The organism is Sulfitobacter sp. 1A15299, assembly GCF_043556915.1.
Taxonomy (GTDB): domain Bacteria; phylum Pseudomonadota; class Alphaproteobacteria; order Rhodobacterales; family Rhodobacteraceae; genus Sulfitobacter.
In genome coordinates this window covers 140,540-163,114 of the sequence record NZ_JBIFFJ010000002.1, presented here as the reverse complement: position 1 = coordinate 163,114, position 22,575 = coordinate 140,540, and the positions used below count along the sequence as shown (strand labels likewise).

Annotated in this window: 21 protein-coding genes; 14 read left to right on the top strand and 7 right to left on the bottom strand. The window is 63.7% G+C overall.

Going from position 1 to position 22,575, the window contains the following annotated elements; all coding sequences use genetic code 11:
* The first annotated feature begins 66 nt into the window (after nt 1-66).
* The 9 genes from ACGYK7_RS04065 to ACGYK7_RS04025 all read left to right on the top strand — a co-directional run bounded on the left by ACGYK7_RS04065 (nt 67) and on the right by ACGYK7_RS04025 (nt 12,138).
* Nucleotides 67-2,310, top strand: a complete 2,244-nt coding sequence (locus ACGYK7_RS04065) for a TRAP transporter permease (protein ID WP_394399243.1) — start codon at nt 67-69, stop codon at nt 2,308-2,310.
* Between the two features lie 120 nt (nt 2,311-2,430).
* Nucleotides 2,431-3,342: an AEC family transporter gene (locus ACGYK7_RS04060; RefSeq protein ID WP_394399241.1), complete on the top strand. Its 912-nt coding sequence runs from the start codon at nt 2,431-2,433 to the stop codon at nt 3,340-3,342.
* A gap of 120 nt (nt 3,343-3,462) precedes the next feature.
* A complete protein-coding gene (locus tag ACGYK7_RS04055) occupies nt 3,463-4,053 on the top strand; it encodes a TetR/AcrR family transcriptional regulator (protein WP_394399239.1) in 591 nt (196 codons plus the stop codon).
* 2 nt (nt 4,054-4,055) lie between these two features.
* A complete protein-coding gene (locus ACGYK7_RS04050) occupies nt 4,056-5,135 on the top strand; it encodes an efflux RND transporter periplasmic adaptor subunit (RefSeq protein WP_394399237.1) in 1,080 nt (359 codons plus the stop codon).
* Nucleotides 5,136-5,139: 4 nt separating this feature from the next.
* Nucleotides 5,140-8,190 (top strand): efflux RND transporter permease subunit, encoded by a 3,051-nt coding sequence (locus ACGYK7_RS04045; RefSeq protein ID WP_394399235.1) that lies wholly within the window; start codon nt 5,140-5,142, stop codon nt 8,188-8,190.
* Nucleotides 8,191-8,376: 186 nt separating this feature from the next.
* Nucleotides 8,377-9,291 (top strand): ABC transporter substrate-binding protein, encoded by a 915-nt coding sequence (locus ACGYK7_RS04040; RefSeq protein ID WP_394399233.1) that lies wholly within the window; start codon nt 8,377-8,379, stop codon nt 9,289-9,291.
* A 98-nt stretch (nt 9,292-9,389) separates the two neighbouring features.
* Nucleotides 9,390-10,475 carry an ABC transporter permease gene (locus ACGYK7_RS04035; RefSeq protein ID WP_394399231.1) on the top strand — a complete coding sequence of 362 codons (1,086 nt, stop codon included), beginning with the start codon at nt 9,390-9,392 and terminating at the stop codon, nt 10,473-10,475.
* Entirely contained in the window at nt 10,472-11,407 is a 936-nt protein-coding gene (locus ACGYK7_RS04030) for an ABC transporter ATP-binding protein (protein WP_394399229.1), read from the top strand. The genes ACGYK7_RS04035 and ACGYK7_RS04030 overlap by 4 nt, the downstream gene beginning before the upstream one ends.
* The gene (locus ACGYK7_RS04025; RefSeq protein WP_394399228.1) at nt 11,404-12,138 is read left to right on the top strand and encodes an ABC transporter permease; all 735 of its coding nucleotides are present in this window, start codon (nt 11,404-11,406) and stop codon (nt 12,136-12,138) included. Before ACGYK7_RS04030 ends, ACGYK7_RS04025 begins: the two co-directional genes overlap by 4 nt.
* A gap of 3 nt (nt 12,139-12,141) precedes the next feature.
* On the opposite strand, the gene ACGYK7_RS04020 is transcribed toward ACGYK7_RS04025, so the two are convergent.
* The 3 genes from ACGYK7_RS04020 to ACGYK7_RS04010 form a co-directional block, all read right to left on the bottom strand.
* A complete protein-coding gene (locus ACGYK7_RS04020) occupies nt 12,142-12,837 on the bottom strand; it encodes a haloacid dehalogenase type II (RefSeq protein ID WP_394399226.1) in 696 nt (231 codons plus the stop codon).
* A gap of 71 nt (nt 12,838-12,908) precedes the next feature.
* Nucleotides 12,909-14,213 carry an NAD(P)/FAD-dependent oxidoreductase gene (locus tag ACGYK7_RS04015; protein WP_394399224.1) on the bottom strand — a complete coding sequence of 435 codons (1,305 nt, stop codon included), beginning with the start codon at nt 14,211-14,213 and terminating at the stop codon, nt 12,909-12,911.
* Complete coding sequence (locus ACGYK7_RS04010; RefSeq protein ID WP_394399222.1) at nt 14,213-15,562, bottom strand: glutamine synthetase family protein; 1,350 nt, start codon at nt 15,560-15,562, stop codon at nt 14,213-14,215. The genes ACGYK7_RS04015 and ACGYK7_RS04010 overlap by 1 nt, the downstream gene beginning before the upstream one ends.
* 124 nt (nt 15,563-15,686) lie before the next feature.
* Between ACGYK7_RS04010 and ACGYK7_RS04005 the strand changes: the two genes are divergently transcribed.
* The 3 genes from ACGYK7_RS04005 (at nt 15,687) to ACGYK7_RS03995 (ending at nt 18,598) form a co-directional block, all read left to right on the top strand.
* Nucleotides 15,687-16,403 carry a GntR family transcriptional regulator gene (locus ACGYK7_RS04005; RefSeq protein WP_394399220.1) on the top strand — a complete coding sequence of 239 codons (717 nt, stop codon included), beginning with the start codon at nt 15,687-15,689 and terminating at the stop codon, nt 16,401-16,403.
* 104 nt (nt 16,404-16,507) lie between these two features.
* Nucleotides 16,508-17,590, top strand: coding sequence for an alpha/beta hydrolase (locus ACGYK7_RS04000; protein ID WP_394399218.1), 1,083 nt, complete (start codon nt 16,508-16,510; stop codon nt 17,588-17,590).
* A 90-nt stretch (nt 17,591-17,680) separates the two neighbouring features.
* Nucleotides 17,681-18,598: an MYG1 family protein gene (locus ACGYK7_RS03995; protein WP_394399216.1), complete on the top strand. Its 918-nt coding sequence runs from the start codon at nt 17,681-17,683 to the stop codon at nt 18,596-18,598.
* A gap of 30 nt (nt 18,599-18,628) precedes the next feature.
* Here ACGYK7_RS03995 and ACGYK7_RS03990 read toward each other — a convergent pair whose 3' ends face one another.
* The 4 genes from ACGYK7_RS03990 to motA all read right to left on the bottom strand — a co-directional run bounded on the left by ACGYK7_RS03990 (nt 18,629) and on the right by motA (nt 20,689).
* Entirely contained in the window at nt 18,629-18,967 is a 339-nt protein-coding gene (locus tag ACGYK7_RS03990) for a peptidoglycan-binding protein (RefSeq protein ID WP_067262423.1), read from the bottom strand.
* 179 nt (nt 18,968-19,146) lie between these two features.
* The gene (locus ACGYK7_RS03985; protein WP_209217524.1) at nt 19,147-19,572 is read right to left on the bottom strand and encodes a hypothetical protein; all 426 of its coding nucleotides are present in this window, start codon (nt 19,570-19,572) and stop codon (nt 19,147-19,149) included.
* Nucleotides 19,569-19,823 (bottom strand): hypothetical protein, encoded by a 255-nt coding sequence (locus tag ACGYK7_RS03980; RefSeq protein WP_394399214.1) that lies wholly within the window; start codon nt 19,821-19,823, stop codon nt 19,569-19,571. Before ACGYK7_RS03980 ends, ACGYK7_RS03985 begins: the two co-directional genes overlap by 4 nt.
* Nucleotides 19,823-20,689, bottom strand: a complete 867-nt coding sequence (gene motA, locus ACGYK7_RS03975) for a flagellar motor stator protein MotA (protein WP_394399212.1) — start codon at nt 20,687-20,689, stop codon at nt 19,823-19,825. The genes ACGYK7_RS03980 and motA overlap by 1 nt, the downstream gene beginning before the upstream one ends.
* A 93-nt stretch (nt 20,690-20,782) precedes the next feature.
* Between motA and ACGYK7_RS03970 the strand changes: the two genes are divergently transcribed.
* Both ACGYK7_RS03970 and ACGYK7_RS03965 read left to right on the top strand, forming a co-directional pair.
* Nucleotides 20,783-21,883: a hypothetical protein gene (locus ACGYK7_RS03970; protein ID WP_394399210.1), complete on the top strand. Its 1,101-nt coding sequence runs from the start codon at nt 20,783-20,785 to the stop codon at nt 21,881-21,883.
* A gap of 186 nt (nt 21,884-22,069) precedes the next feature.
* Complete coding sequence (locus ACGYK7_RS03965) at nt 22,070-22,540, top strand: MucR family transcriptional regulator (protein ID WP_394399209.1); 471 nt, start codon at nt 22,070-22,072, stop codon at nt 22,538-22,540.
* Nucleotides 22,541-22,575: the final 35 nt, after the last annotated feature.

The following is a 22,575-nucleotide window of genomic DNA, read 5'->3' as shown; positions in this document are numbered from 1 at the left end:
ATCTTGCCATCATCCCGCCTGATTGTCGGGACAGATCCCGCGCAGATAACGGGAAAGGAAGCCTCCATGACAGACCAGCATAGCGCCGCCGACCCGCAGGGCCCGATTGTCGCCGAAGGGGTTGATGACGAACCGGTAGAAAGCAATCGCCGCATATTCACCGGGCGCACCTATCTGGTCGTTGCGGCCATGTCGGCGATCTATGCCTTCTTTCACATGGCGGCCCTCAACGGCATGTCGATCGGCGAACTGACCGGCATCCGCATCCCGCTGCTGCCGACCTTCCCGATGGAGACGTGGAATTTCCGCATCGTACACATCGCGGGCGCGCTGATCCTTGGATTTACCCTTTATTCCGCCCGCGCCTTTGTGGATGAGGGCGAGGGGCAGGGCCGTCATCCGCTGGATTTGGTGGCATGGGCCGCGATGATCCCGGCGCTCTATTCGATTTGGACCGCGTGGAGCATCGCCAGCCAGATCGCTGGCGGCACCCAGTGGAACGGCATGAGCCCCGAGTTCAAGACCCTTGAAATCTATCACTATGGCCTGCCGCTGGTTGCAGCCACGGCCATCGGCATCGTCGTGGGCTGGCTGCGCGGACGCGCGCGCGGGCAGGTTTCGCCTGCGGACCTGTTGCTCTCCATCTGCGGGGTGGCCGTGGCGATCTACCTCATCGCCATGTACGGCACCTTGATGCGTAACTCGACGGGCACGCCCTTTGCACCCATCGGCATCTCCATCGCCGCAGTTGCGGGCACCGCGCTGATCATGGAGCTGACGCGCCGCGTGGCGGGGCTTGCGCTCATCGTGATCTCGGGTGTCTTTTTGGTCTATGTCTTCGTCGGGGACATGCTGCCGGGCTTCCTGAACGCGCCCAACATTCAATGGACCCGCTTCTTTAGCCAGGTCTACACTGATGCGGGCATTCTGGGGCCGACCACGGCGGTGTCGTCGACCTATATCATCCTCTTCATCATCTTCGCGGCCTTCCTTCAGGCGTCGAAGGTGGGGGACTATTTCGTCAACTTCGCCTTTGCCGCTGCGGGCCGCGCGCGCGGGGGGCCGGCCAAGGTCGCGATCTTTGCCTCGGGTCTCATGGGGATGATCAATGGCACCTCGGCGGGCAATGTGGTGGCGACAGGCTCGCTGACCATTCCGCTGATGAAAAAGGTGGGCTACCCGGCCCGGACCGCAGGCGCGGTCGAAGCCGCCGCCTCGACCGGGGGGCAGATCATGCCGCCGATCATGGGGGCCGGCGCCTTCATCATGGCCGAGATCACGGGCATTCCTTACACCGATATCGCCGTGGCGGCGATCATCCCGGCGGTGCTTTACTTCGTGTCGATCTACTTCATGGTGGATTTCGAAGCGGCCAAGCTGGGCATGCGCGGGATGCGGTCCGAGGAACTGCCCAAGCTCAAGGACATGCTGCGCCGGGTATTTCTGTTCATTCCGATCATCATCCTGATCTATGCGCTCTTCATGGGCTATTCGATCATCCGCGCGGGCACGCTGGCGACGGCGGCAGCGGCGGTGGTGTCGTGGTTCACGCCCTTCCGCATGGGGCCGCGCAGCATCGTCAAAGCCTTTGATTTGGCCGGGATCATGTCGATCCAGATCATCGCGGTCTGCGCCTGTGCGGGCATCATCGTAGGGGTCATCAGCCTGACCGGTGTCGGCGCGCGTTTCTCTTCCGTGCTGCTGGGTCTGGCAGAGGCGAGCCAATTCCTTGCCCTGTTCTTTGCCATGTGTATCGCCATTCTGCTCGGCATGGGCATGCCCACCACGGCGGCCTATGCGGTGGCGGCTTCGGTCGTGGCGCCGGGGCTGGTGCAACTGGGCATTCCGCTGCTGACGGCGCATTTCTTTGTCTTCTACTTCGCCGTCGTATCGGCCATCACGCCCCCCGTGGCGCTGGCCAGTTACGCAGCGGCGGGGATTTCGGGCGCCAACCCGATGGAGACTTCGGTGGCGTCCTTCAAGATCGGCATCTCGGCCTTCATCGTGCCCTTCATGTTCTTCTACAACGGGGCGATCCTGATGGATGGCACGTGGTTCGAGGTGATCCGCGCCGGTGTCACGGCGGTCTTCGGGGTCTATCTGCTGTCTTCTGGCATGCAGGGCTGGTTCGCGGGCAGCGGGGCGGCTTGGTTTATCCGGCTGGGCCTGATCCTTGCAGCGCTGTGCATGATCGCGGGCGGTCTGATGACCGACCTCATCGGCATCGCAGTGGCGGCGGTGATCTTTACCGTACAGTGGAAGTTCCGCCCTGCCGCCGACGCGCAGATCGCAGTACATGGCAGCGACTGATCCGTGATTGATCCATGCCCCGGCCCTTTGGGGCCGGGGTCGCCCGTTTGAGGCAAGGCTCCCTGTTGCATCTGGGCCAAGCCGCGCCTAGGGTCCGCGCGATCCTTCCGGGCGGTTAATATGTTCACTATCTTTCTGGCCATCGCGCCGGTCTTTGCGCTGATCCTCATGGGCTATGGCCTGCGCCGGGGCGGTATCCCTTCCACCAAGTTCTGGAACCTGAATGACCGGCTGGTCTATTGGGTGCTGATGCCCGCGCTCTTTTTTGCCAAGATCTCGGCGGCGGACCTCAGCGGCGGTTTGGGCGACTATGCGCTGCTGCTCTACGCTGGTTTCTTTGCGGCGATCTTTTGCGGCTGGCTGTTCGGTCGGGCCTATGCCGCGCCGCAGGGCAGTTCGCTGATGCAGGGCAGTGCGCGGTTCAACACATTCATCGGCCTCGCGATTGCCGAGGCCGTCTTTGGCACGGCGGGGCTACAGATTGCCGTGCTCGGTTCGGCCCTGCTGGTCCCGGTGGTGAATGTGACGGTGGTGACGCTGATGACCCGGCAGTTGGGCGGCGGCGGCAAATCCATCCTCAAAGGCTTGGTCAAGAACCCCCTGATCCTCGGCATTCTCGCGGGCGTGCTCTTTAACGTGGCGGGGCTGCACCATGTGCCCGTCCTGCACGAAAGCGCGCGTATTTTGGGGGATGCGGCGCTGCCGATCATGCTGCTTTGCGTCGGCGCCAACCTGCGGCTGCGCGGGTTGTCGGGCTCGGTCTCGGTCATTGGCCTGTCGATCATCGGCAAACATCTGGTGAACCCGCTGGCGGTGCTGCTGGCCGCGCTGGTGCTGAACCCGGCGCCGCTGACGCTGCAAATCGCGCTGATCTTCGCGGCCCTGCCGACGGGGGTGGCCAGCTATACGCTGGCGCGGGAGATGCGCGGCGATGCGCCCTTGATGGCCGCGATCATCACCACGCAGACGCTGCTCAGCTTTTTCACCCTGCCGCTCACGCTCTATCTCGGTAGCCTGATTTCTGCGCCCTAGAGCCCGTTCCATGCGCGAAACGCGATTGTGATCTGCGTGCGCTGCAAGGGCGTTGATTTACAGGTTGACATATTTGGTTCAAATGTCCAATTGCGCCTTGACCCATGTTGAGGAGCCTGCATGACCGAACTCGAAAAGACCGTGCTTGACGCTGCGCTGCATGTCTTTTCCCGCTACGGGGTCAAGCGCACCAGCATGGGCGATCTCTGCGAAGAGGCGGGTGTTTCGCGCCAGACCCTCTACAATCGGTTTCGCAACAAGGACGACATCCTGCGCGGGCTGATTGGGCGCTACACCGAATTGGCGCTGGAAGAGATTGCCGAAGAGATGCCCCATACGCCCGATCTGGCGGCGCAGCTCGATCTGATCTTTGATCGGATGGTGGTTCGCGGCTATGACACGATGCAGGCGATGCCCAATGCGCAGGATTTCATCGCCGGGGCCAATGCCGTCAGCCAAGAGGCGCTGCAATGTTCCGCCGGGCGGTTTCGCGGCGTGATCGCTCAGGTGCTGATGCCCTATGAAGCCTCGATCACCCGCAACGGCCTGAGTGTCGAGGCGCTTGCCGATTTCATCCAACGTTCCGCCAAGGCCGCTGGCATGCATGCGCTGGACCGTGACCATTTTCTCGCGCAGCTGCGCACCCTTAAACAACTTAGTCTGACCGCCGCCCTTGGGCCCGTGCCGGATGCTATTCATAAGGAAGACTGACCATGGCCAAATGGCTTGTTGAGACGACGCGCGGGACCGGCGCGGGGCGGGTGTTGGGATTTGCGCTGGCCTTGGCCGCCGGTATCGCCGCGCCGATGGTAACTGCGGCCGAAATGCCGGTGGTAAAGCTGCAAACGGTCAAGGTCAGCGACGCCGAGGTCGAGCGCGTTTTCTTTGGCAAGGTGGTTGCACGTGAAACCGTGGACCTTGCCTTTCAGGTCGGCGGCCAGATCGAGGAATTTCCGGTCGAAGAGGGGGCCACGGTCAGTAAAGACACGGTCGTCGCCCGGATGGATCTGGAGCCGTTCCAACTGGCGCTAGAACAGGCGCAGGCCAATGACGCACAGGCGCGCCGGACGATGGAGCGTTATCAAAAGCTCGCCGGGTCTTCGGTGGCCGAGGTCAATCTGCAAGACGCCGAAACCGCCGTGACGGTCAACGATATCGCCGTGCGCAACGCCGAGCGTGACCTTGAGAACGCGACCCTGCATGCGCCCTTCGATGCGATTGTCGCCTCGCGGCTGGTGCCCAATTACTCGACCGTCAGCGCGGGCACGCCGGTGGTGCGCCTGCATGACATGTCCGAGTTGCGGGTCGAGATCGACGTGCCCGAAACCCTGTTTTTACGCGCAGGGCGCGACCCCAGCGTGCGCTTCATGGCCAAGTTCCCGGCCAATGCAAACACCTACCCGATGCAAATCCGCGAATACAACGCCGAGACGGCGGATGTGGGCCAGACCTATAGCATCACCCTTGGGGCGGAATTGCCTGAGGATTTCGTGCCGCTGCCCGGCGCCTCGGTCGAGGTGCGCGCCACGCTGAACATCGGCGGGTCGAGCATCATCGTGCCAGACACCGCCATTGTGGTCGGCAATGACCGCGGCACCTATGTCATGGTCCTCGACCCTACAGGGGCGCGCGAAGGCACCGTGACCCGCACCGCGGTCGAGATCACCCCCACTGCGCGCGGCGATGTCAAAGTCGAAGCCGGGCTTTCCGATGGGCAAGAGATCGTTGTGAGTGGCGCAAGCCAGCTTGAAGACGGTGCCGCCGTGCGCCGCTTCGTCGGTTTCGGAGACTGAGCGCATGGATATCGCACGTCTGTCGATCAACCGCCCGATCTATACTTGGATCATCATGCTGACCTGTCTTTTGGGCGGTATCTGGGGCTTCGCGACCCTTGGCCGTCTCGAAGACCCGGCCTTTACCATCAAAACGGCGGTGGTGGTGACCCAATACCCCGGAGCCTCTGCCGAAGAGGTCGCGCTTGAGGTCACCGAACCGCTGGAATCGCAAATTCAGAAGATGTCCGAGATCAAGGACATCGAATCCATGAACCAGCCCGGTCTGTCGTGGATCACGGTCAATATGCAGGACACCTTTGATGGGTCGGAACTGCCGGAAATCTGGACCAAACTGCGCAACCGCGTGAATGAGGCGGCGCTGCCGAGCGGGGCCACACAGCCCTATGTGAACGACGGTTTCGGCGATGTTTACGGGCTTTACTACGCCGTGACGGCTGAGGGCTATTCCGATGCCGAGGTCAACGAACTCTCCAGCTATCTGCGTCGGGAATTGCTGCTGGTCGATGGCGTGTCGGATGTGGCGCTTTCGGGCGTGCCGAACGAGGTGATCTATGTCGAACCGCAGCTTGCGCTGAGCACCACGCTCGGCATTCCGCCCTCGGCCATCGTCGGCGCGGTATCGAGCGCGAATGAGATCGTCGACGGCGGCGCCATTCAGGACGCAGACGGGCGCACCCTCATCCAGCGGCCCGAAGGCTCTGACAGCGTGTCCGAAATTGCCGCCTTGTCGGTGGGGGTTGGCGGTCAGGTGATCAACCTTGCCGATGTGACCAACATCTACCGCACCCGCGAGGCGAACCCCGATCTGGTGATCCGCCACAACGGGCAGGGGGCCTTTACCCTCGGGGTGGCCGGGATCGCGACCGAGAATATCGTCGATATCGGCAAGCGGGTGGATGACAAGCTTGCGCAGCTGCGCGAAACGCTGCCCTTGGGCATCTCGATCGAATCCATCTACCGCCAGCACACGGTGGTCGAAGAGGCATCGAACGCCTTTCTGGTGAACCTTGCCATGTCCGTGGCCATCGTGGTTGCCGTGCTGGCTGTCTTCATGGGCTGGCGCGCGGCGGTGGTCGTGGGCTCAACCCTGTTGCTGACGGTGGTGGGGACGCTCTTTTTCATGGCGCTCGGCGCGATTGAGATGGAGCGTATCTCACTCGGGGCGCTGATCATCGCGATGGGGATGCTGGTCGATAACGCCATCGTCGTGGCCGAGGGGATGCAGATCTCCATGCAGCAGGGCAAAAGCTCGCGCGAAGCGGCGACCGAGGCGGCGAGCAAGACGCAGATCCCGCTTTTGGGGGCGACCGTCATCGGCATCATGGCCTTTGCCGGGATCGGGCTAAGCCCCGATGCCACGGGCGAATTCCTCTTCTCGCTCTTTGCCGTGATCGCGATTTCGCTGCTGCTCTCTTGGGTGTTGGCCATCACGGCCACGCCGCTTTTGGGCCACTACTTTTTCAAACGCGGAGCCGAGGGCGGCGCGGGTGGCTATGACGGGGCGATCTTCAAGGGCTATGCGGCGGTGCTGCGCGCCTCGCTCAAGCTGCGTTGGCTGGTGGTCGTGGGCCTCATCGCGGGCACGGTCGTTTGCTATGGCCTCTTTGGTCAGATCAAGCAGCAGTTCTTCCCCGACAGCAACACGCCGCTCTACTTTGTGCATTACAAGCTGCCGCAGGGGTCGTCGATCCATCAGACCTCCAACGATCTGGCCGTGCTCGAGGACTGGCTGGTGGCGCGGGACAATGTCGAAGACGTGACCTCCTACGCGGGGCAGGGTGCGGCGCGTTTTATGCTGACCTATCAGGCCGAAGACCCCAACCCCAGCTATGGGCATCTGATCGTCCGGGTGTCTTCGCTTGAGGTGATCCAAGACGAGATGAACGCGCTTGAGGCCTTCGCCGCCGATGCGGTTCCGCAAGGGGAGTTCCGGGCCAAGCGTCTGGCCTTTGGCCCCGGCGGCGGTGCCCCGATCGAGGTGCGCTTCTCGGGCCGCGATCCCAATGTGCTGCGCGATCTCGCGGATGAGGCGATGGACCGGATGCAGGCGGTGTCGGACAATATCATCAGCCCGCGTCAGGACTGGCGCGAGCGTGAATTGGTGCTGCGTCCGATCTATGCCGAAGAACGCGCGCAGGACGCTGGCATCTCGCGGACCGAAATCACCGAGACCCTCAAATTCGCCACCGAGGGCACCAGCGGCGGGACGTTCCGCGAGCGGGATCGTCAGATCCCAATCGTGATCCGCGCCCCGCAGGATGCCGATCTGGCGCTGACGGATCATGTGATCTATGCGCAAAACACCAATGCGCTGGTCCCGATGGAGCAGGTGATCGACGGTTTCTGGTTCGAGCCGCAGGACACGCTGCTCTACCGTCGCGACCGGGCCGATGTGATCACCGTGGGTGCGGATATCCCGCGCGGCGTCACGGCGGCGCAGGTGCAGGCCGAGGTGCAGGAAACCATTGAGGCGATGGAAATCCCCGAAGGCTATGCCATGGAATGGGGCGGCGAGTTGGAAAGCGCGGGCGAGGCGCAGGCCGCCTTGGGCAAGCAATTGCCCCTCAGCCTCATCATCATGGTGCTGATCTCGGTCCTGCTGTTCAACGCGCTGAAACAGCCGATCATCATCTGGCTCTTGGTGCCGATGGCGGTGAACGGGGTCAGTCTGGCGCTTTTGGGGGCGGGGTTGCCCTTCACCTTCACCGCGCTTCTGGGGCTCTTGTCGCTCTCGGGGATGTTGATCAAGAACGGCATCGTGCTGGTCGAAGAGATCGACCTCACCCGTGCCGCCGATCCGACGCTGGACTTGAAAGAAGCCATCGTCACCGCCTCGACCTCGCGTTTGCGCCCGGTCTTCCTTGCCGCCGCGACGACCATTCTGGGGATGCTGCCGCTGTTGTCGGATGCCTTCTTCCAGTCCATGGCGGCGACGATCATGGGCGGGCTGGCCTTTGCTTCGGTCCTGACGTTGATCGCGGCACCGGTGCTCTATTTCCTCTTCTTCAAGCGCAGCGCCGCGCGTGAGGCAGAGGCCGCCCGCGCCGCCTGATCGGTGTGTGACGGCAAGACGATGGGCGCGTCCGATCACGCCGGGCGCGCCCTTTGTCGTACCCGGGCGTTAAAAATTCCGCGCCGCCCTGCAATCCCGCCTTGGTTTCGCGGAATTGCCAGCTACCTTACCGTCTTCAAACGGCATGTCGCCGTGTCAGGCCATTGTTTCAAGGAGTTCTCGCCCATGAGTCCCCGCATTCTTTCCACTGCCGCCGCCGCTGGCCTTGCCGCCACTCTGGCCTCTGCCGCCTCGGCAGAGATCACCGTTTCGTCGAAAATCGACACCGAAGGCGGCCTGTTGGGTAACGTCATCGCGCTGGCGCTCGAAGATGCGGGTCTGCCCGTTGAACGCCGTCTGCAACTGGGCGGAACACAGGTTGTGCGCGAAGCGATCCTGTCGGACCAGATCGACATTTACCCCGAATACACAGGCAACGCCGCCTTCTTCTTTAACGAGGCGGAAAGCGACGTTTGGAAAGACGCGGCCAAGGCCCATGCCCGCGCCAAAGAATTGGACGGGGGCGAGAACAACGTCACATGGCTCGACTCCGCACCGGCCAACAACACTTGGGCCATCGCCGTGACCGGCCCGGTGGCCGAGGAAAATGACCTGACCACCATGTCCGATTTTGGCGCATGGGTGGCCGAGGGTGGTGAGGTGAAGCTCGCCGCCTCGACCGAGTTCGTGTCTTCCCCCGCCGTTTTGCCCGCGATGCAAGAGACCTATGGCTTTGAGCTGACCCAAGACCAGACGGTGATCCTCTCGGGCGGCGACACGGCGGCGACCATTCAAGCGGCGGCGCGTGGCACATCGGGCGTGAACGCGGCGATGGTTTACGGCACCGATGGCGGCGTGGGGGCCACGGGTCTGGTGGTGATGGAAGACGACAAGGGCGTGCAGCCGGTCTATGAACCCGCCCCCATCGTCCGCGCCGAGGTGTTGGAGGAATACCCACAGATCGCCGAGGTGCTGAACCCGATCTTCTCTGGGCTCGACATGGCGACGCTGCAAAAGCTGAACGGTCGGATTCAGGTCGGTGGGGAGCCGGCGGAAGCCGTGGCGCGCTCCTACCTGACCGAGACCGGGGTGCTGGACTGATCTCCGCCGCCCGCACAATAACTGGCCCCGGCGCGGGAATTTCCGCGCCGGGGCTTTTGTTCGCCCTATTGGGCGCGGCGGCGCTTTGCGTGCCTTTCATGACCCTCGCTGCAAACCGGATCGTGGCGGGCGAAGGGGTGATGGCATGGGGCGTGGCCAGCCTGCCGGTGGTGCTGCCGGGGCTTGCCGCGATCGGGGCAGGGCTGTTGATGGGCCTTCCTGCAGGCCGCGATGGCCTGCGGATCGGCGGTGCGGCTTTGGGCTTGGGCGGGCTATTGTGGTTGCTGACCCAAGGTGCCACCGGTCTGCTGGCCGAGGCGGGTGACTATGCCCGTGTCTCGCCCTCGGTGGGCTTTTGGTGCCTGCTGGTCGTCTTCATGTTGCTGATGGCAGATGCGCTTGCCGCGATGGCACCGGGGCCGCTGATGCGCGGGGCCGTGCTGGCGGGCGTGCTTGCAGTGCTGGGCGCGATCCTGTGGTCGGGGGCGCTGTCAGAGCTTTCGGTGATGCAGGAATACGCCAGCCGCGCCGATGCCTTTGGCCGGGAATTCCTGCGCCATCTGGGGTTGGCCTTTGGTTCTCTCGCCGCGGCGGCGGTGATCGGCTTCCCGCTTGGCGTGCTCTGCCACCGGCTTGCCGGGCTGCGCGGGGCCACCTTGCCGGTGCTAAGCTTTTTGCAAACCATCCCCTCGCTCGCCATGTTCGGGCTGATGATCCCGATCCTCGGCTGGGTGGGGGCCAATCTGCCGGGCGCCCGGGCGCTTGGCATCGCGGGCATCGGCTTTGCGCCCGCCTTTCTGGCGCTGGTGCTCTATTCGCTGCTGCCCGTGGTGGGCAATACCGTGGCGGGGCTGGCCGCGGCCCCGCCGGCGGCGCTGGAGGCCGCGCGGGGCATGGGGATGACGCCGCTGCAACGGCTGCTGCGGGTGGAACTGCCGCTTGGCCTGCCGATCATCCTCACCGGGCTGCGCATCGTCTTGGTGCAGAACATCGGGCTCGCGGTCATCGCCGGGCTGATCGGCGGCGGCGGGTTTGGGACGTTCGTCTTCCAAGGGCTGAACCAAACCGCGACCGACCTGATCCTGCTGGGCGCCTTGCCGACCGTGGTGCTGGCCCTGACGGCGGCCATCGTGATGGACATATTGGTCGAACTGACCCGCAAGACCCCAAAGGACAGCGCATGATCGAGATCGACCGCATCACCAAGACCTATGGCGACATCCGCGCGGTGGATTCCGTGTCGATGACGGTTGAGACAGGCACGATCACGGTGATCGTCGGCACCTCCGGTTCAGGCAAAACCACACTGTTGCGGATGATCAACCGGCTGGAGGAACCGACCTCGGGCGAGGTGCGGATCAACGGCTGCTCCACCCTGTCGGTCAAGCCGCATATCCTGCGGCGGCGCATCGGCTATGCCATTCAGGGCCATGGGCTGTTCCCGCATCATAGGGTGGGGCGCAACATCGGCGCGGTGCCGCAATTGCTGGGCTGGCCGCGCGAAAAGATCGCGGCGCGGGTGGATGAGCTGCTCTCGCTTTTCTCGATGGACCCCGCGCAATTCCGCGACCGTTATCCGGCGGAGCTTTCGGGCGGGCAGCAGCAGCGGGTCGGCGTGGCGCGGGCCTTGGCCTCAAGGCCCGATCTGTTGCTGATGGACGAACCCTTTGGCGCGCTGGACCCGATCATTCGCACCCGCGCGCAGGAAGACCTGCGGCACATCCAGCAGCGGCTGGGGTCGACAATCATGCTGGTGACCCACGACATGGAAGAGGCGATCCGGCTGGGCGACCGGGTGGCGGTCATGGACGGGGGGCATCTGGTGCAACACGGCACCCCTGCCGAGATCATCGCGGCACCCGCGACCGATTTCGTGGCGGATATGGTCGGCGATGTGGAGCGGCCCCTGCGGCTTCTCTCATTGATCCCTGTCGCCGAACTGGTGGAAGAGGGCAGCGCCGAAGGTGAAGCGCTGCCCGCCGATGCCAGCCTGCGCGAGGCGCTCTCGGCCTGCCTGTGGACGGGGCGCGCGGCGGTGCCGGTGGCGAAAGACGGGGCGCCGATGGGCCGGGTGACCCTTGACGCAATCCGCGCCCGGGCCGGGCAGCACGCATGAGGATCGGCTGGTTCCTCCGCCCGCTTCTGGTGGCGGTGCTGCTGGCTTTGGTCCTGCGGCCTGAGTGGTTCACGCCGCTGCTTGCGCCCTTGGCCCCGGCGAATGGCCCGGTGATCTACACCCGAGCGACGCTCTTATCGCTATCGCTGAGCCATCTGGCGCTGGTGGCCATGGCTTCGGCTGCGGCGACGCTGGTTGCGGTGACGCTGGCGGTCCTTGTGACCCGCCCGGCGGGCGCGGCCTTCCGACCGCTGTCGCGCACCATCACCAATATGGGCCAGACCTTCCCGCCCGTGGCAGTGCTGGCGCTGGCCGTCCCGGCCTTGGGCTTTGGGGCCGGGCCGACGTTGGTGGCGCTGTTTCTCTATGGCTTGCTGCCGATCTTCGAGAATGCGGTCACCGGCCTCACCAACCTGCCGCCCGCCACGATGGAGGCCGCGCGCGGCATCGGGCTGAGCCGTTGGCAAAGGCTCTGGCGGGTGGAGCTGCCGCTGGCCCTGCCGGTGACGTTGACGGGCATCCGGCTGTCGGTGGTCATCGCGCTTGGCACGGCGACCATCGGCTCGACTGTGGCGGCACGGACCTTGGGGGAGGTGATTATCGCGGGGCTTTTGACCAATAACACCGCCTTCGTGGTGCAGGGCGGGCTGGCGGTCGGGCTCTTCGCAGTGCTGATCTATGACGCCATGGTGCAGCTTGAAACCCGGCTGGCGCGGCGCATGGGCGGCTGAGGATCAGCGCCCGTTGCCGGCGATGATCTGTTTGGCCAAATCCGCTAGATCGTCCGAGAGGTAGTGCGGCTGCGGCATCTCTTGCACCTCGATCAGGGTGTTGTTGGGCCGGGTCAGGAAGGCCCCCTGACAGCCTGCCGCCTGCGCGCCGATGGTGTCCCACAGATGGCAGGCCACCATGCAGAGATCATCGGTTTGCAGATCAAGCGCCTCGGCCACCATCTGGTAAGTCGCAGGATGGGGTTTGAACTTTGCCACCTCATCAACGCTGAAGCTCCGCTCGAAGAAGTCGGCGATCCCGGCTTTCTCCAGCGGCGTTGGCGCGGGAGAGGGGGGCGAATTGGTCAGCGTGACCAGCCGAAACCCCACCTCTTGCAGCCTGCGCAGGGCAGGGGCGACATCCGCATGGGCGGGCATGGAACCGATGCGGGATTTCAACTCGGCCACGTCCTCATCCGTCACCGCCACGCCCTTGTTCGCGCCGACCATCCGCAAGATGCCCCCCGCCAGCGCGCCGAAGGGCGCGTAGCGGTCTGAGAGGGTCATGGTCTGGGAATAGAGGATCAACTCGGCGAACCATTCGCGCAGCACTGAGGCGTTGCCGAAGAGGCGCGCAAACACGGGCTCCAACGTGGTGATGTCGAGCAGGGTTTCGTTCACATCGAAGACGATCACGGAGGCGGGCTTTTGATCGGGCATGGGGGTCCTTCCACTCATGGCGTGCGCCGTGCCCGCCACAGTGAAGAAACCCCCGGCCCTGTCAAAAGGTTTCAGACACCCAAACGGTCGCGCAGCCCATACCACCACGATCCCACGACCGAATAGGGCACGCGGAACATGCGCCCGCCGGGGAAGGGGAACCATGGCACATTGGCGAAGACGTCAAAGCGGGTGAGGTCGCCGTCGATCGCCTCGGACAGGATGCGCCCGAAGGTATGCGATCCGGTCACGCCGTGGCCGCTGTAGCCATGGGCGAAATAGGTGTTGTCGCCGATCCGGCCCATCTGCGGCACGCGGCTGAAGGACAGCGCGAAATTCCCGCTCCAGGCATAGTCGATTTTCACGTCTTTCAACTGGGGGAAGACCTTGTCCATGTTGCGTTTGAGCTTGGCCTTGATGTCGCGCGGGTCCGCGCCGCCGTAAACGGTGCCGCCGCCAAAGAGCATCCGTTTGTCACCCGACAGGCGGTAGTAGTCGAGGATATAGCGGATGTCTTCGACGCAGGCATCGGTGGGCAGCAGCGCATGGGCCTGCGCCTCGCTCAGCGGTTCTGTCGCCATCACTTGGGTCGAAACGGGCATCACGCGCGGGGTCAGCGTGGGCACCACATGGCCGAGGTAGGCATTGCCGCAAAGCACCAGTGTCTTGCAGGTCATCGTCCCCTTGGCCGTGCGGACCACGGGGCGGGCGGCCTCGTGATCGACATCCGTGACTGGGGACATTTCATAGATCGTGCCGCCGTTCTTCTCAAAGGCCGCCGCTTCGCCGAGGGCGAGGTTCAACGGATGCATATGGCCGCCCGAATGGTCGATCAGCCCGCCTTCGTAGAGGTCGGAATTGACGTGGGCGCGCAACTGTTCCTTGTCCAGCATCTCTTGATTGTCGATGCCGTAGCTTTGCCAGAGCTTTTGCCGCTCCTCCAACTCGCGCATATGTGCCGTGGTGAGGCCAGTGAAGATGTTCTTGTCCTTGAGGTCGCATTGGATGTCATAGGTGCGAACCCGCTCGCGGATGATCTCGCCACCCTCTTGCACGAGGCCGGCGACGAAGGTCGCGGTGTCCTGCCCATAGCGGCGCTTGATCGTCTGCAGGCTCGCGTTCAGCCCGTTGACGATCTGCCCGCCATTGCGCCCCGAGGCTCCCCAGCCCACGCGTGCGCCTTCGATGATGGCGACCTTATAGCCCTTTTCGGCCAGATGCAGGCCGGTCGACAGACCGCTGTAGCCCGCGCCGACGATACAGACGTCGATCTCGTGATCGCCCTGCAATTCGGGGCGCGCGGGGGCAGGATTGGCCGAGGCGGCGTAGTAGCTTGACGTATGGCTGCCGTCTCCGGCGTAGGGATGGCGCGACATCAGACGATCTCCAGATAGGTGTCATATTCGAAATGGGTCACTTGCCGCGCGAATTTGCGCAACTCCTGCGTCTTGCATTCGACCATCATGGTCTGCAACCGCGCAGAGAAGAGGCCGGGCACATCCGGCCCCTTGCGAAAGGCGTCGATGGCCGTGGCCCAGTCGAGCGGCAGGTTGTCGAGCTTCATCGTATAGGCGTCGCCGGTGATCGGGGCGACGGGCTGCATGTCCTGCTCGATCCCCAACAGCGCGCCGCCCAAGATGCTGGTCAGCACCAGATAGGGGTTGGCGTCGGCCCCGGCGACGCGATGCTCGATACGGCGGGCCTTATGATCGCCGCCCGGTATGCGGATTGCCGCGGTTCGGTTTTCATAGCCCCAAGCGACATTGGTCGGCGCATGTGCCCCCGGCAGCAGGCGGCGGTAGGAGTTTTCATGCGGCGCGAAGGTCAGCGTGTTCTGCTGCATCGTGGCCAACAGACCGGCGACGGCGTTGAGCATCAGGGGGGTGCCTTCCTCCCCGCCGTTGTCGAAGACGTTGACGCCGTTTTCATCCACCAGGGAGAAGTGAACGTGAAAGCCGCTGCCCGCCAGATCGCCATAGGGTTTGGCCATGAAGGTGGCGGCGAAGCCGTGTTTGCGGGCGATGCCGCGCACCAGACGTTTGAACAGCACCGCGTCATCGGCGGCGCGCAGCGGATCGTCCACATGGCGCATGTTGATCTCGAACTGCCCCGCGCCGTTTTCCGAAATGGCCGCATCCGCCGGGATGCCTTGCAATTCGCAGGCGTCATAGACCTCGTTCAGGAACTCGTCGAAATGCTGCAACTCGTCCAGCGACAGCGCACCGTCGGAATCCAGCCGTTTGCCCGTGACCGGAGAGCAGGGGGCCTGCGGGTGATCCTCGGTCGGGTCGAAGAGGTAGAATTCCAATTCCGTGGCAACCACGGGGGTCAACCCGCGTGCCTTGAACCGCGCAGCCACCTCGGCCAGCGCGCGACGCGGATCGCCGGGGAAGGGCTTGCCGTTTTCCTGACGCATCCACAGCATCGCCAGCGCCGTGGGGCGCGTGGTCCATGTGATGGGCATCAAGGGCCGCCCGGTAAAGTCGCACAGCCCGTCGGAATCCCCGGTCTCGAACACCAACTCGCTATTCTCGACATCCTCGCCCCAGATATCCATGCCGACGATGGAAAGCGGCAGGCGCAACCCGCCTTCGACGACCTTGGACACCTGATCGGCCGGTACCCGTTTGCCGCGCATGGTGCCGTTGAGGTCACAAACACAGGCAAAGATCGATTCGATCTCGGGATGTTGCGCCAGCCACGCTTCGGCTTTGCTCTCGGACATGGGGTTCCTTTCGATATCGAAGGCAAAAATGTGATACCATTTATTGGAATGTCATATCACTATCCGCTTGTCTGTCAATCGCCCTCGCGCGTATGGTCAGCGGCGAAAGACCAAAGGCGGCCAGATGACCGAGACTGATAACGACGCGCTCGATATTCCCGAAATCCCCGAAATCCCGGGCGGGACGACGCAGGAATATGTCTATGAGCGGCTGCGCAACGCGATCATGCTGGGCGCGATCACGCCCGGCACCTCGCTGACCATGCGCGGAATTGCGGAGCGGCTCGGCCATAGCCCGACCCCGGTACGCGAGGCGGTGCGGCGGCTGAGTTCGGAACATGCCATCCAGATCAAGGACAACCGCCGCCTGACCGTGCCGCTGATGACCCCCGACCGCTTCGAGGAGCTGGTCGCCCTGCGCATCGCGGTCGAGACCCACGCCGCCCTGCGTGCCTTGCCCTATATCTCGGACATCGTGATCGACCGGCTGACCGAGATCGACGGCAGCATGGACCATTTCGTGGCCGAGCGGAACGCGGATCAACTGACGCTGCTGAACCAAGCCTTCCACCGGATGCTCTATTCCGTGAACCCCGCGCAGGCCTCTTTGCCGATGATCGAAAGCATCTGGCTGCAACTCGGCCCGTTCCAGCGGCAGGTCATCACCGAGGTGGCGGAATACTATCAGATCGACCGCCATAAAGAGGTGCTGGCCGCCCTCACTGCCCGCGATGGCGCAGCGCTGAGCGCGGCGATTGCCAATGACATCGTCGACGGCGTGCTCGACACGGGCCGCAAGCTGCTGGCGGCAGAGGCGGGCAGAGAGGTGGGGCTGCCGTAGGCTGAAAGCGGGGCTGTTTCGTCGTAGTCGCGGCGGGCCATTCGTCTATGACTTTATGGGCCGATTACGCTAGAACTGCGCCGAAGGATGGGCCGGGGGGCGATATGCAACGACATGAGATTGGGGGCCGGGGGCTACGGACGCTCTGCGCCGTTTCGGTGGTCTTGCTGTCTGCCTGCACCCCGCGCCCGGGCGCAGAGACTTTGACCGTGGTGCCCAAGGCCGAAGCCGCGCAGAGTTTGGCGATCACCGTGGCCTCGACCCGCGGGCGCGATCCGCAGACAGGCACCTATACAGACGCCCGCGCGCGGGCGCTGAATTACGAGCGGTTCACCATCGCCATCCCGCCAGACCATGAGGCCAGCAAGATCGAATGGCCCAATGAGAAGCCAGACCCGCGCCGCAGCTTTGCGGTGACGGCGCGCGATCCGCTGCCGGGGCTCGATATCCGCCGCTCGGGCCGGGCGCGGCAGGATGTCATGGTCTTCGTACATGGCTACAACCAGACCTTCCCGGAATCCCTCTTTCGTTTGGCGCAGGTGACGGCGGATGGGCATTTGCCCGAACAGCCGATCCTCTTCGCTTGGCCCTCTGCCGGGACGGTGGTGGGTTATGTCGCGGATAAGGACGCGGCGGCCTATTCGCGCGATGAACTGGCCGCCATGCTCGGCACCCTCGCCGCCGATCCCGACGTGGGTGAGATCACGCTTTTCGGCCACAGCATGGGCGGCTGGCTGGTGGTGGAGGCGCTGCGGCAGTTGCGCCTGTCGGGGCAGGATGAGGTGATCGCGCGGCTGAGCGATGTGGTCCTTGCGGCGCCCGACATCGACGTGGATGTCTTTCGCAAGCAGGTCGAGGTGATCGGGCCGCTTGATCCGCCCATGGCCATCCTTGTGGCACCGGATGACCGGGCGCTGCGCATCTCGGCGGGGCTTGCAGGGGCGCGGCCCCGGATCGGGCGCAGCAATGCCAGCTCCCCGGCGGTACAGGCGCTGGCCAAACGCTATGGCGTTTTGCTGGTCGATATCTCGGCCATCGGCGCGGTGGACGGCACCCATCACAACCGCTTTGCCTCTCTCGTGCAGCTGATGCCGGAACGGCGCGATGGGCTCGCGCAGGCCCGGGCGCAGGTGGGGGCCTTCATCCTCGACCCCGTCTCGGCGACGCTGGTGGCGCTGTCGCGCTAGGGCGGGCGGCTTGCACTCGGACTGCGCCGCACAGTATGGGGGCGCGAGCCACCACTGACCGATTTCCCCAGCCCGAGCGGAGCCAGCCCCATGACCATCACCCATCTTGTCACCCATTCGGGCGGCTTTCACGCGGATGAGCTTTTGTCCTCCGTCATCCTGACCCGGCTCTACCCGGAGGCGGTGCTGATGCGCAGCCGCGATGCTGCGTGGATCACCCCCGGCGCGGGACGGGTCATCTATGATGTGGGCCGCGACTATGACGCCGAAGCGCTGATTTTCGACCACCACCAGCGCCCCGGACCGCTGCGCGAGGATGGCCAGCCCTATAGCTCTTTCGGGCTGATCTGGCAGCACTATGGCCGCGACTATCTGCGCAGCTTTGACGTGCCCGAGGCGGATGTGGAGGATATCCACCACAGTTTCGACCAAGGCTTCGTGCTGCCGGTCGACCTGATCGACAATGGCGCGCTTGAGCCTTCGGTCGCGGGGCCGCTGGCGGGCATGACCCTGCCGGTGCTTTTGGAGACCTTGAAGCCGGTCTTCGATGAGCGTGGGGAGGATGCCGACGACCGCGCCTTCATGGCCGCCCTTCCGGTCGCGCGGGCTTTTGTGGAGGCAGCGATTAAGGGCAAGGCCGCCAAACGGCGGGCCGAGGCGATGGTGATGCAGGCGATCGAGGCGGCAGGCAGCGGGCGCGTATTGGAACTGCCCACGGGCATGCCCTTCCGGTCGGCGGTGGAAAAGGCCGGGGCCGATCACCTGCTCTTCGTCGTGCATCCGCGCGGAGAGGATTGGGCCCTGACCACGATCCGCAAAAGCGGCGACAGTTTCGAAGCCCGCGCCGATCTGCCCGAGGCTTGGGCCGGGCTAACGGATGCAGAATTGGAGGCCGCGAGCGGCGTGCCGGGGGCCAAATTCTGCCACAACGCGCGGTTCATTGCCGTGGCGGCAAATCGCGACGCGGCGCTGCGCATGGCCGAACTGGCGGTCGCGCAAGCAGGGTAAGGCCGAGGCCCGAAAGGGCCCCGGGCACAGTCACATATAGGCGTCGGAGGTCAGGAAGAACATCGTTTCGCTGACCTGAACCTCATGGGCGAATGTCCATGTGGGGGCGTGGCGCTGGTAGCGGTCAGAAGCCATGAGCGCGCGAAAGGCGGCTTCGGTCCCCGGCCCCCATGCGCCGTCGATGGCCCCCTTGTAATAGCCCTCGTGTTTCAGGCTGTCCTGCACCATCCGGCGCGCCCCAAGATCGCGGCTTTGAAACAGGGCGCGCACCTCGGCGAGGGTCACCTCCGCCGATTGGGCGCAAAGCGGGCTGACGCTCAAAGACGCGGCACCGATCGCGGCGGCGGTGAAAAATCCTCTTCGCTTCATCGTAAATCCTCTCAAACTATACCAAAGCCGGAATACAAACGCGTTGGCCTCGGCGCCCCCCCTCCCCAGGGCGGCATTTTCAATGGGACTGAGATGCAATCGAATTGCGGTTTTTTCTTGTCCGGTATTCGCTATTTAAGGGAATTTTCGGAAATAATTCCCGTAATTGGATAGGGTCGCTAGCGCTGATCGTCGAGCCAGATCGACAGAAAACCTTCGGCTTGGGCGGCGGTCTCGGCCTCTTGCAGGGCTTGCCGGCGGGCCTCGGCGCGGCGGTTGCGGATCAGGTCGATGCGCTTGGCTTCGGCGAAAAGCCCGTTCAGCCTGTCATGGATGCCCGCGCTGTCGGCGCGCAGGCGCTCGGCCTCGGCCTCCTTGCGGTGGATGGTTTCCGAGACATTGCGGATAAAGGCCGAAACCACGCGCGTCGATTCCACCGCGTCGGGATCGCCCCGGTCATTGAGCTGCTCCATCAGGCTGTGGCGTTCGTTCTCGATCTGGGTCAGCGCACGATTCACCTCGGCCATCTCCAGCGCGACATTCTCCATCTCAAAGCGTTTCAGCCGCGAGAGTACGGCCAGCCCGTCGCCCCGCTTTGGCTTCACTGCTTTGCGCCCTGTGACAGAACGATGAGCCGCTCACGCATCCGCTCCAGCACCGCGGCGTCGAGCAGCGGCAGGCCCGCCATCGGGGGGACATGGCCGATGACACCGTGGCGGCGCATGGAATTGGGCAGCCGGGCCTCTGCTTCGGCGGTCTTGTCGACCTCCTCCGCGTCTTTTTCCTTGGCCGCACCCGCCGCATGCCCCGGCCCGGCAAGAAGCGCGATCAGCGCGATCAGGGGCAGGGCGCGCATCATACCGCAGGCAGTTCGCGCTGCGAGGCCTCCACGGCAGAGAAGTTCGGCTGTTTCGTAGTGGGAATGTTGCCGCGGCCCAGTTCGACACAGATGCTGGGCGGGTGGCCTGCGACGATGGCCACGATGACATCACGGATCACCGTATACATCGCGCCGTCTTCCTCTTCGATCTGCTCCAACCGGCCTGCAATGGGCTGCACCATGCAATAGGCAAGGAAAACCCCAAGAAAAGTGCCCACCAAGGCGCCGCCGATCATCGCGCCGAGGATCTCTGGCGGCTTGTCGATCGACGACATGGTTTTGATCACCCCCAGAACCGCCGCGACAATGCCGATGGCGGGCAGCCCGTCGGCCATGCTTTGGATCGCGCGAGCCGAGACCAGCGCCTCATGGTGGTGCTTCTTGATCTTGCGGTTCAGCACGTCTTCCATCTGGAAGCGGTCATCGAATTGCATCGACATCATGCGGAAACTGTCGGCGATGAGGTCGGTCAGAAAGTGGTCTTTCATCAGCTTGGGGTAGCGTTGAAAGATCGGGCTGGCCTCGGGGTTTTCGATATGCTCGTCCATGGCGACGATGCCCTTGTTTTTGTAAAGGCGCGCCAGTTCGAACATCAGCGCAAGCAGGTCGTTGTAATCCGCCGCCTTCCAGCGCGGCCCCTTGATCACCCGCAGAACCCCGCCCAGCGATGACTTCACCACCGAGAAGGAGTTGGCGATCACGAAAGCCCCCAGAGAGGCGCCGCCGATCATCATGCCCTCGTAGGGAAGGGCGTGCAGGACGATGTCCATATTGCCCCCCGACAGCATGAAACCGCCAAAGACCAGACCGAAGACCATTACAAGACCAAGCAAGAGTGTCATTGCTGCACACGCCTCCAAAAAGAAACTATTCTTACTTTATCCTTGAGTGAATGGGTCTATACAAGTATTATCTAGGAAAGAACTTGGGTTTCTATGATGAATAGTGGTTTTTCGGTCAAAGAAGAGTTGCGGGATGATGTCGACGCTCAGCAAGAGCCCGATGCCTTCGCCTATTTCGTCGATCCGTCCGAGCTTTCGGTGCTCGTGCCGGGCTGGCCCGATGAGATGCGGCTCCTGCTGTGCATGGATGCCGCCGGTCTTTGCGAGTTCGTGGTCTTTCACAATGACGAAGAACATGCGGTGTTCGACCGGGTGGCGGATATCCTCGACCGGCCCGTGGGCAGCTTTGCCGTCAGCCCCGAGGTTGAGGGTCACCCCTGTCGTAGGCTGTTGTTTTCCGAGGAAAATGCACTGTTGAAGGCCATTCAGGAGAGTAAGACGCTTGAGGAAACGGCGGCGGATTACCTGATCAACTACAATTTCGCCCGCGAAGAGGGGCTGGATTTCGACGAGCTTATGCGCCAGCGGCCCGAGCTGGATCAGTTCCAGCGCGTCAGCACCAACAAGATCTTCCCCATCGGCAACCGCAAGCGCCGCAAGCTGCGCCCGGGCCCGCCCGAAGGCTATATGCCTTCTGCCGAGGTTCAGCCGGGGGAGTGTTTCTATGTCCGTCTTGAGATGTGGCTCGCCGGGGGGCGGATGCGAATCGCCTCCAACCCGGAACAGCCGCTTCCGATGGTGCCGACCTTGGTGCGTGACATCGCCTTTCGGGATGATTTCGCCTCGGTCTATATCCCCCGCGACACGCTGGCGGCAGAGTGGCGGCCCAAGGATGACATGGTGATCGACATTCCGGCTGAGCTCTTCCCCGCAGGGTTCAGCGACAGCTGCGCGCGGCGCGAGGTGAAGGTCGCGGTCATGCCGCGCGGCATCTTTGTCGAGTTCGGCGCGCCGATCGAGGTGCCCCCTGCGCCAGAGCCTGAGTTGCTCGACCCCGCCGCATTGACGCCGCAGCCGCCCGCGCTGCGCAAGAGCCTTTGGAAGTCGCTGCATGTGCCGCTGATCGCGGTGGCGGGGCTGGGGGTGACCGGTCTGTTCAGCACGATCATCGCGCAGACCACCGGCAATGACGTGGCCCCCGATCCGGCCCCGAAAAGCGCGATCTTCAAAACCGTCGCGCAGATGGAGCCGTGATGCATTGCGCACGACATGGCGAAAAAGTGCTTGCCAATGCTTGCGCGGGTTCCAAATACAATTCGAATCGTGATAAGAATAAACGGCAAAGAATTATTTATCTTTGCTGCGTCCCTTGCGAAGCGCTCTTGGAATGCTTTGCGAACCTTGCAGAAGGCAAGATTAACTTAACAAGGAAGTTGCTTCATGCCTAATGTACCCCCCAAGCAGAATCTGAGCGATACCGCGATTGCGACCATCGTTTCGGGGTTCGCCAGCCGCAGCGACGTGACCATCGACGATATCCTGACCTTGGTCGAGCGTCTGCGCGCGACCCCCGCCGAGGCTCCTGCCGCCGCATTGGCCAATATCCCCGCCGCCGCCGTGGCCCCCGTCGCGCCCAAGGCGCAGGGGATGAGTGCCGCACCGGGCGAGCAGCCGATGACCGAAGACACGATCTTTTGCCTCTGCTGCGGCAAGGGCTTCAAGATGCTGAAACGTCACCTCGGGGCCGAACACGGGCTGACCGAAGCGGAATACCGGGTGATGTTCAATCTGCCTGCCGATACGCCGCTGGTCGCGCCGAGCTATTCCAAGCGCAAGGCCGAATACGCCAAACGCGCGGGGCTGGGCAAATACAGCCGCGACAAATCGGACAACAACGCAGAGCTTTCCTGATCTGGCCCCCGTGCCCGATCTTGCGTAATCGGGAG

Coding starts and splice junctions, on each gene's coding strand:
- ACGYK7_RS04015 (WP_394399224.1), bottom strand. CDS start 14,213: ATGTCGCGCCATCCCTACGCCGGAGACGGCAGCCATACGTCAAGCTAC.
- ACGYK7_RS03970 (WP_394399210.1), top strand. CDS start 20,783: ATGATGAATAGTGGTTTTTCGGTCAAAGAAGAGTTGCGGGATGATGTC.
- ACGYK7_RS04055 (WP_394399239.1), top strand. CDS start 3,463: ATGACCGAACTCGAAAAGACCGTGCTTGACGCTGCGCTGCATGTCTTT.
- ACGYK7_RS04030 (WP_394399229.1), top strand. CDS start 10,472: ATGATCGAGATCGACCGCATCACCAAGACCTATGGCGACATCCGCGCG.
- ACGYK7_RS03965 (WP_394399209.1), top strand. CDS start 22,070: ATGCCTAATGTACCCCCCAAGCAGAATCTGAGCGATACCGCGATTGCG.
- ACGYK7_RS04010 (WP_394399222.1), bottom strand. CDS start 15,562: ATGTCCGAGAGCAAAGCCGAAGCGTGGCTGGCGCAACATCCCGAGATC.
- ACGYK7_RS04035 (WP_394399231.1), top strand. CDS start 9,390: ATGACCCTCGCTGCAAACCGGATCGTGGCGGGCGAAGGGGTGATGGCA.
- ACGYK7_RS04005 (WP_394399220.1), top strand. CDS start 15,687: ATGACCGAGACTGATAACGACGCGCTCGATATTCCCGAAATCCCCGAA.
- ACGYK7_RS04000 (WP_394399218.1), top strand. CDS start 16,508: ATGCAACGACATGAGATTGGGGGCCGGGGGCTACGGACGCTCTGCGCC.
- ACGYK7_RS04045 (WP_394399235.1), top strand. CDS start 5,140: ATGGATATCGCACGTCTGTCGATCAACCGCCCGATCTATACTTGGATC.
- ACGYK7_RS04020 (WP_394399226.1), bottom strand. CDS start 12,837: ATGCCCGATCAAAAGCCCGCCTCCGTGATCGTCTTCGATGTGAACGAA.
- ACGYK7_RS04025 (WP_394399228.1), top strand. CDS start 11,404: ATGAGGATCGGCTGGTTCCTCCGCCCGCTTCTGGTGGCGGTGCTGCTG.
- ACGYK7_RS04040 (WP_394399233.1), top strand. CDS start 8,377: ATGAGTCCCCGCATTCTTTCCACTGCCGCCGCCGCTGGCCTTGCCGCC.
- ACGYK7_RS03980 (WP_394399214.1), bottom strand. CDS start 19,823: ATGCGCGCCCTGCCCCTGATCGCGCTGATCGCGCTTCTTGCCGGGCCG.
- ACGYK7_RS04065 (WP_394399243.1), top strand. CDS start 67: ATGACAGACCAGCATAGCGCCGCCGACCCGCAGGGCCCGATTGTCGCC.
- ACGYK7_RS03995 (WP_394399216.1), top strand. CDS start 17,681: ATGACCATCACCCATCTTGTCACCCATTCGGGCGGCTTTCACGCGGAT.
- ACGYK7_RS04050 (WP_394399237.1), top strand. CDS start 4,056: ATGGCCAAATGGCTTGTTGAGACGACGCGCGGGACCGGCGCGGGGCGG.
- motA (WP_394399212.1), bottom strand. CDS start 20,689: ATGACACTCTTGCTTGGTCTTGTAATGGTCTTCGGTCTGGTCTTTGGC.
- ACGYK7_RS03990 (WP_067262423.1), bottom strand. CDS start 18,967: ATGAAGCGAAGAGGATTTTTCACCGCCGCCGCGATCGGTGCCGCGTCT.
- ACGYK7_RS04060 (WP_394399241.1), top strand. CDS start 2,431: ATGTTCACTATCTTTCTGGCCATCGCGCCGGTCTTTGCGCTGATCCTC.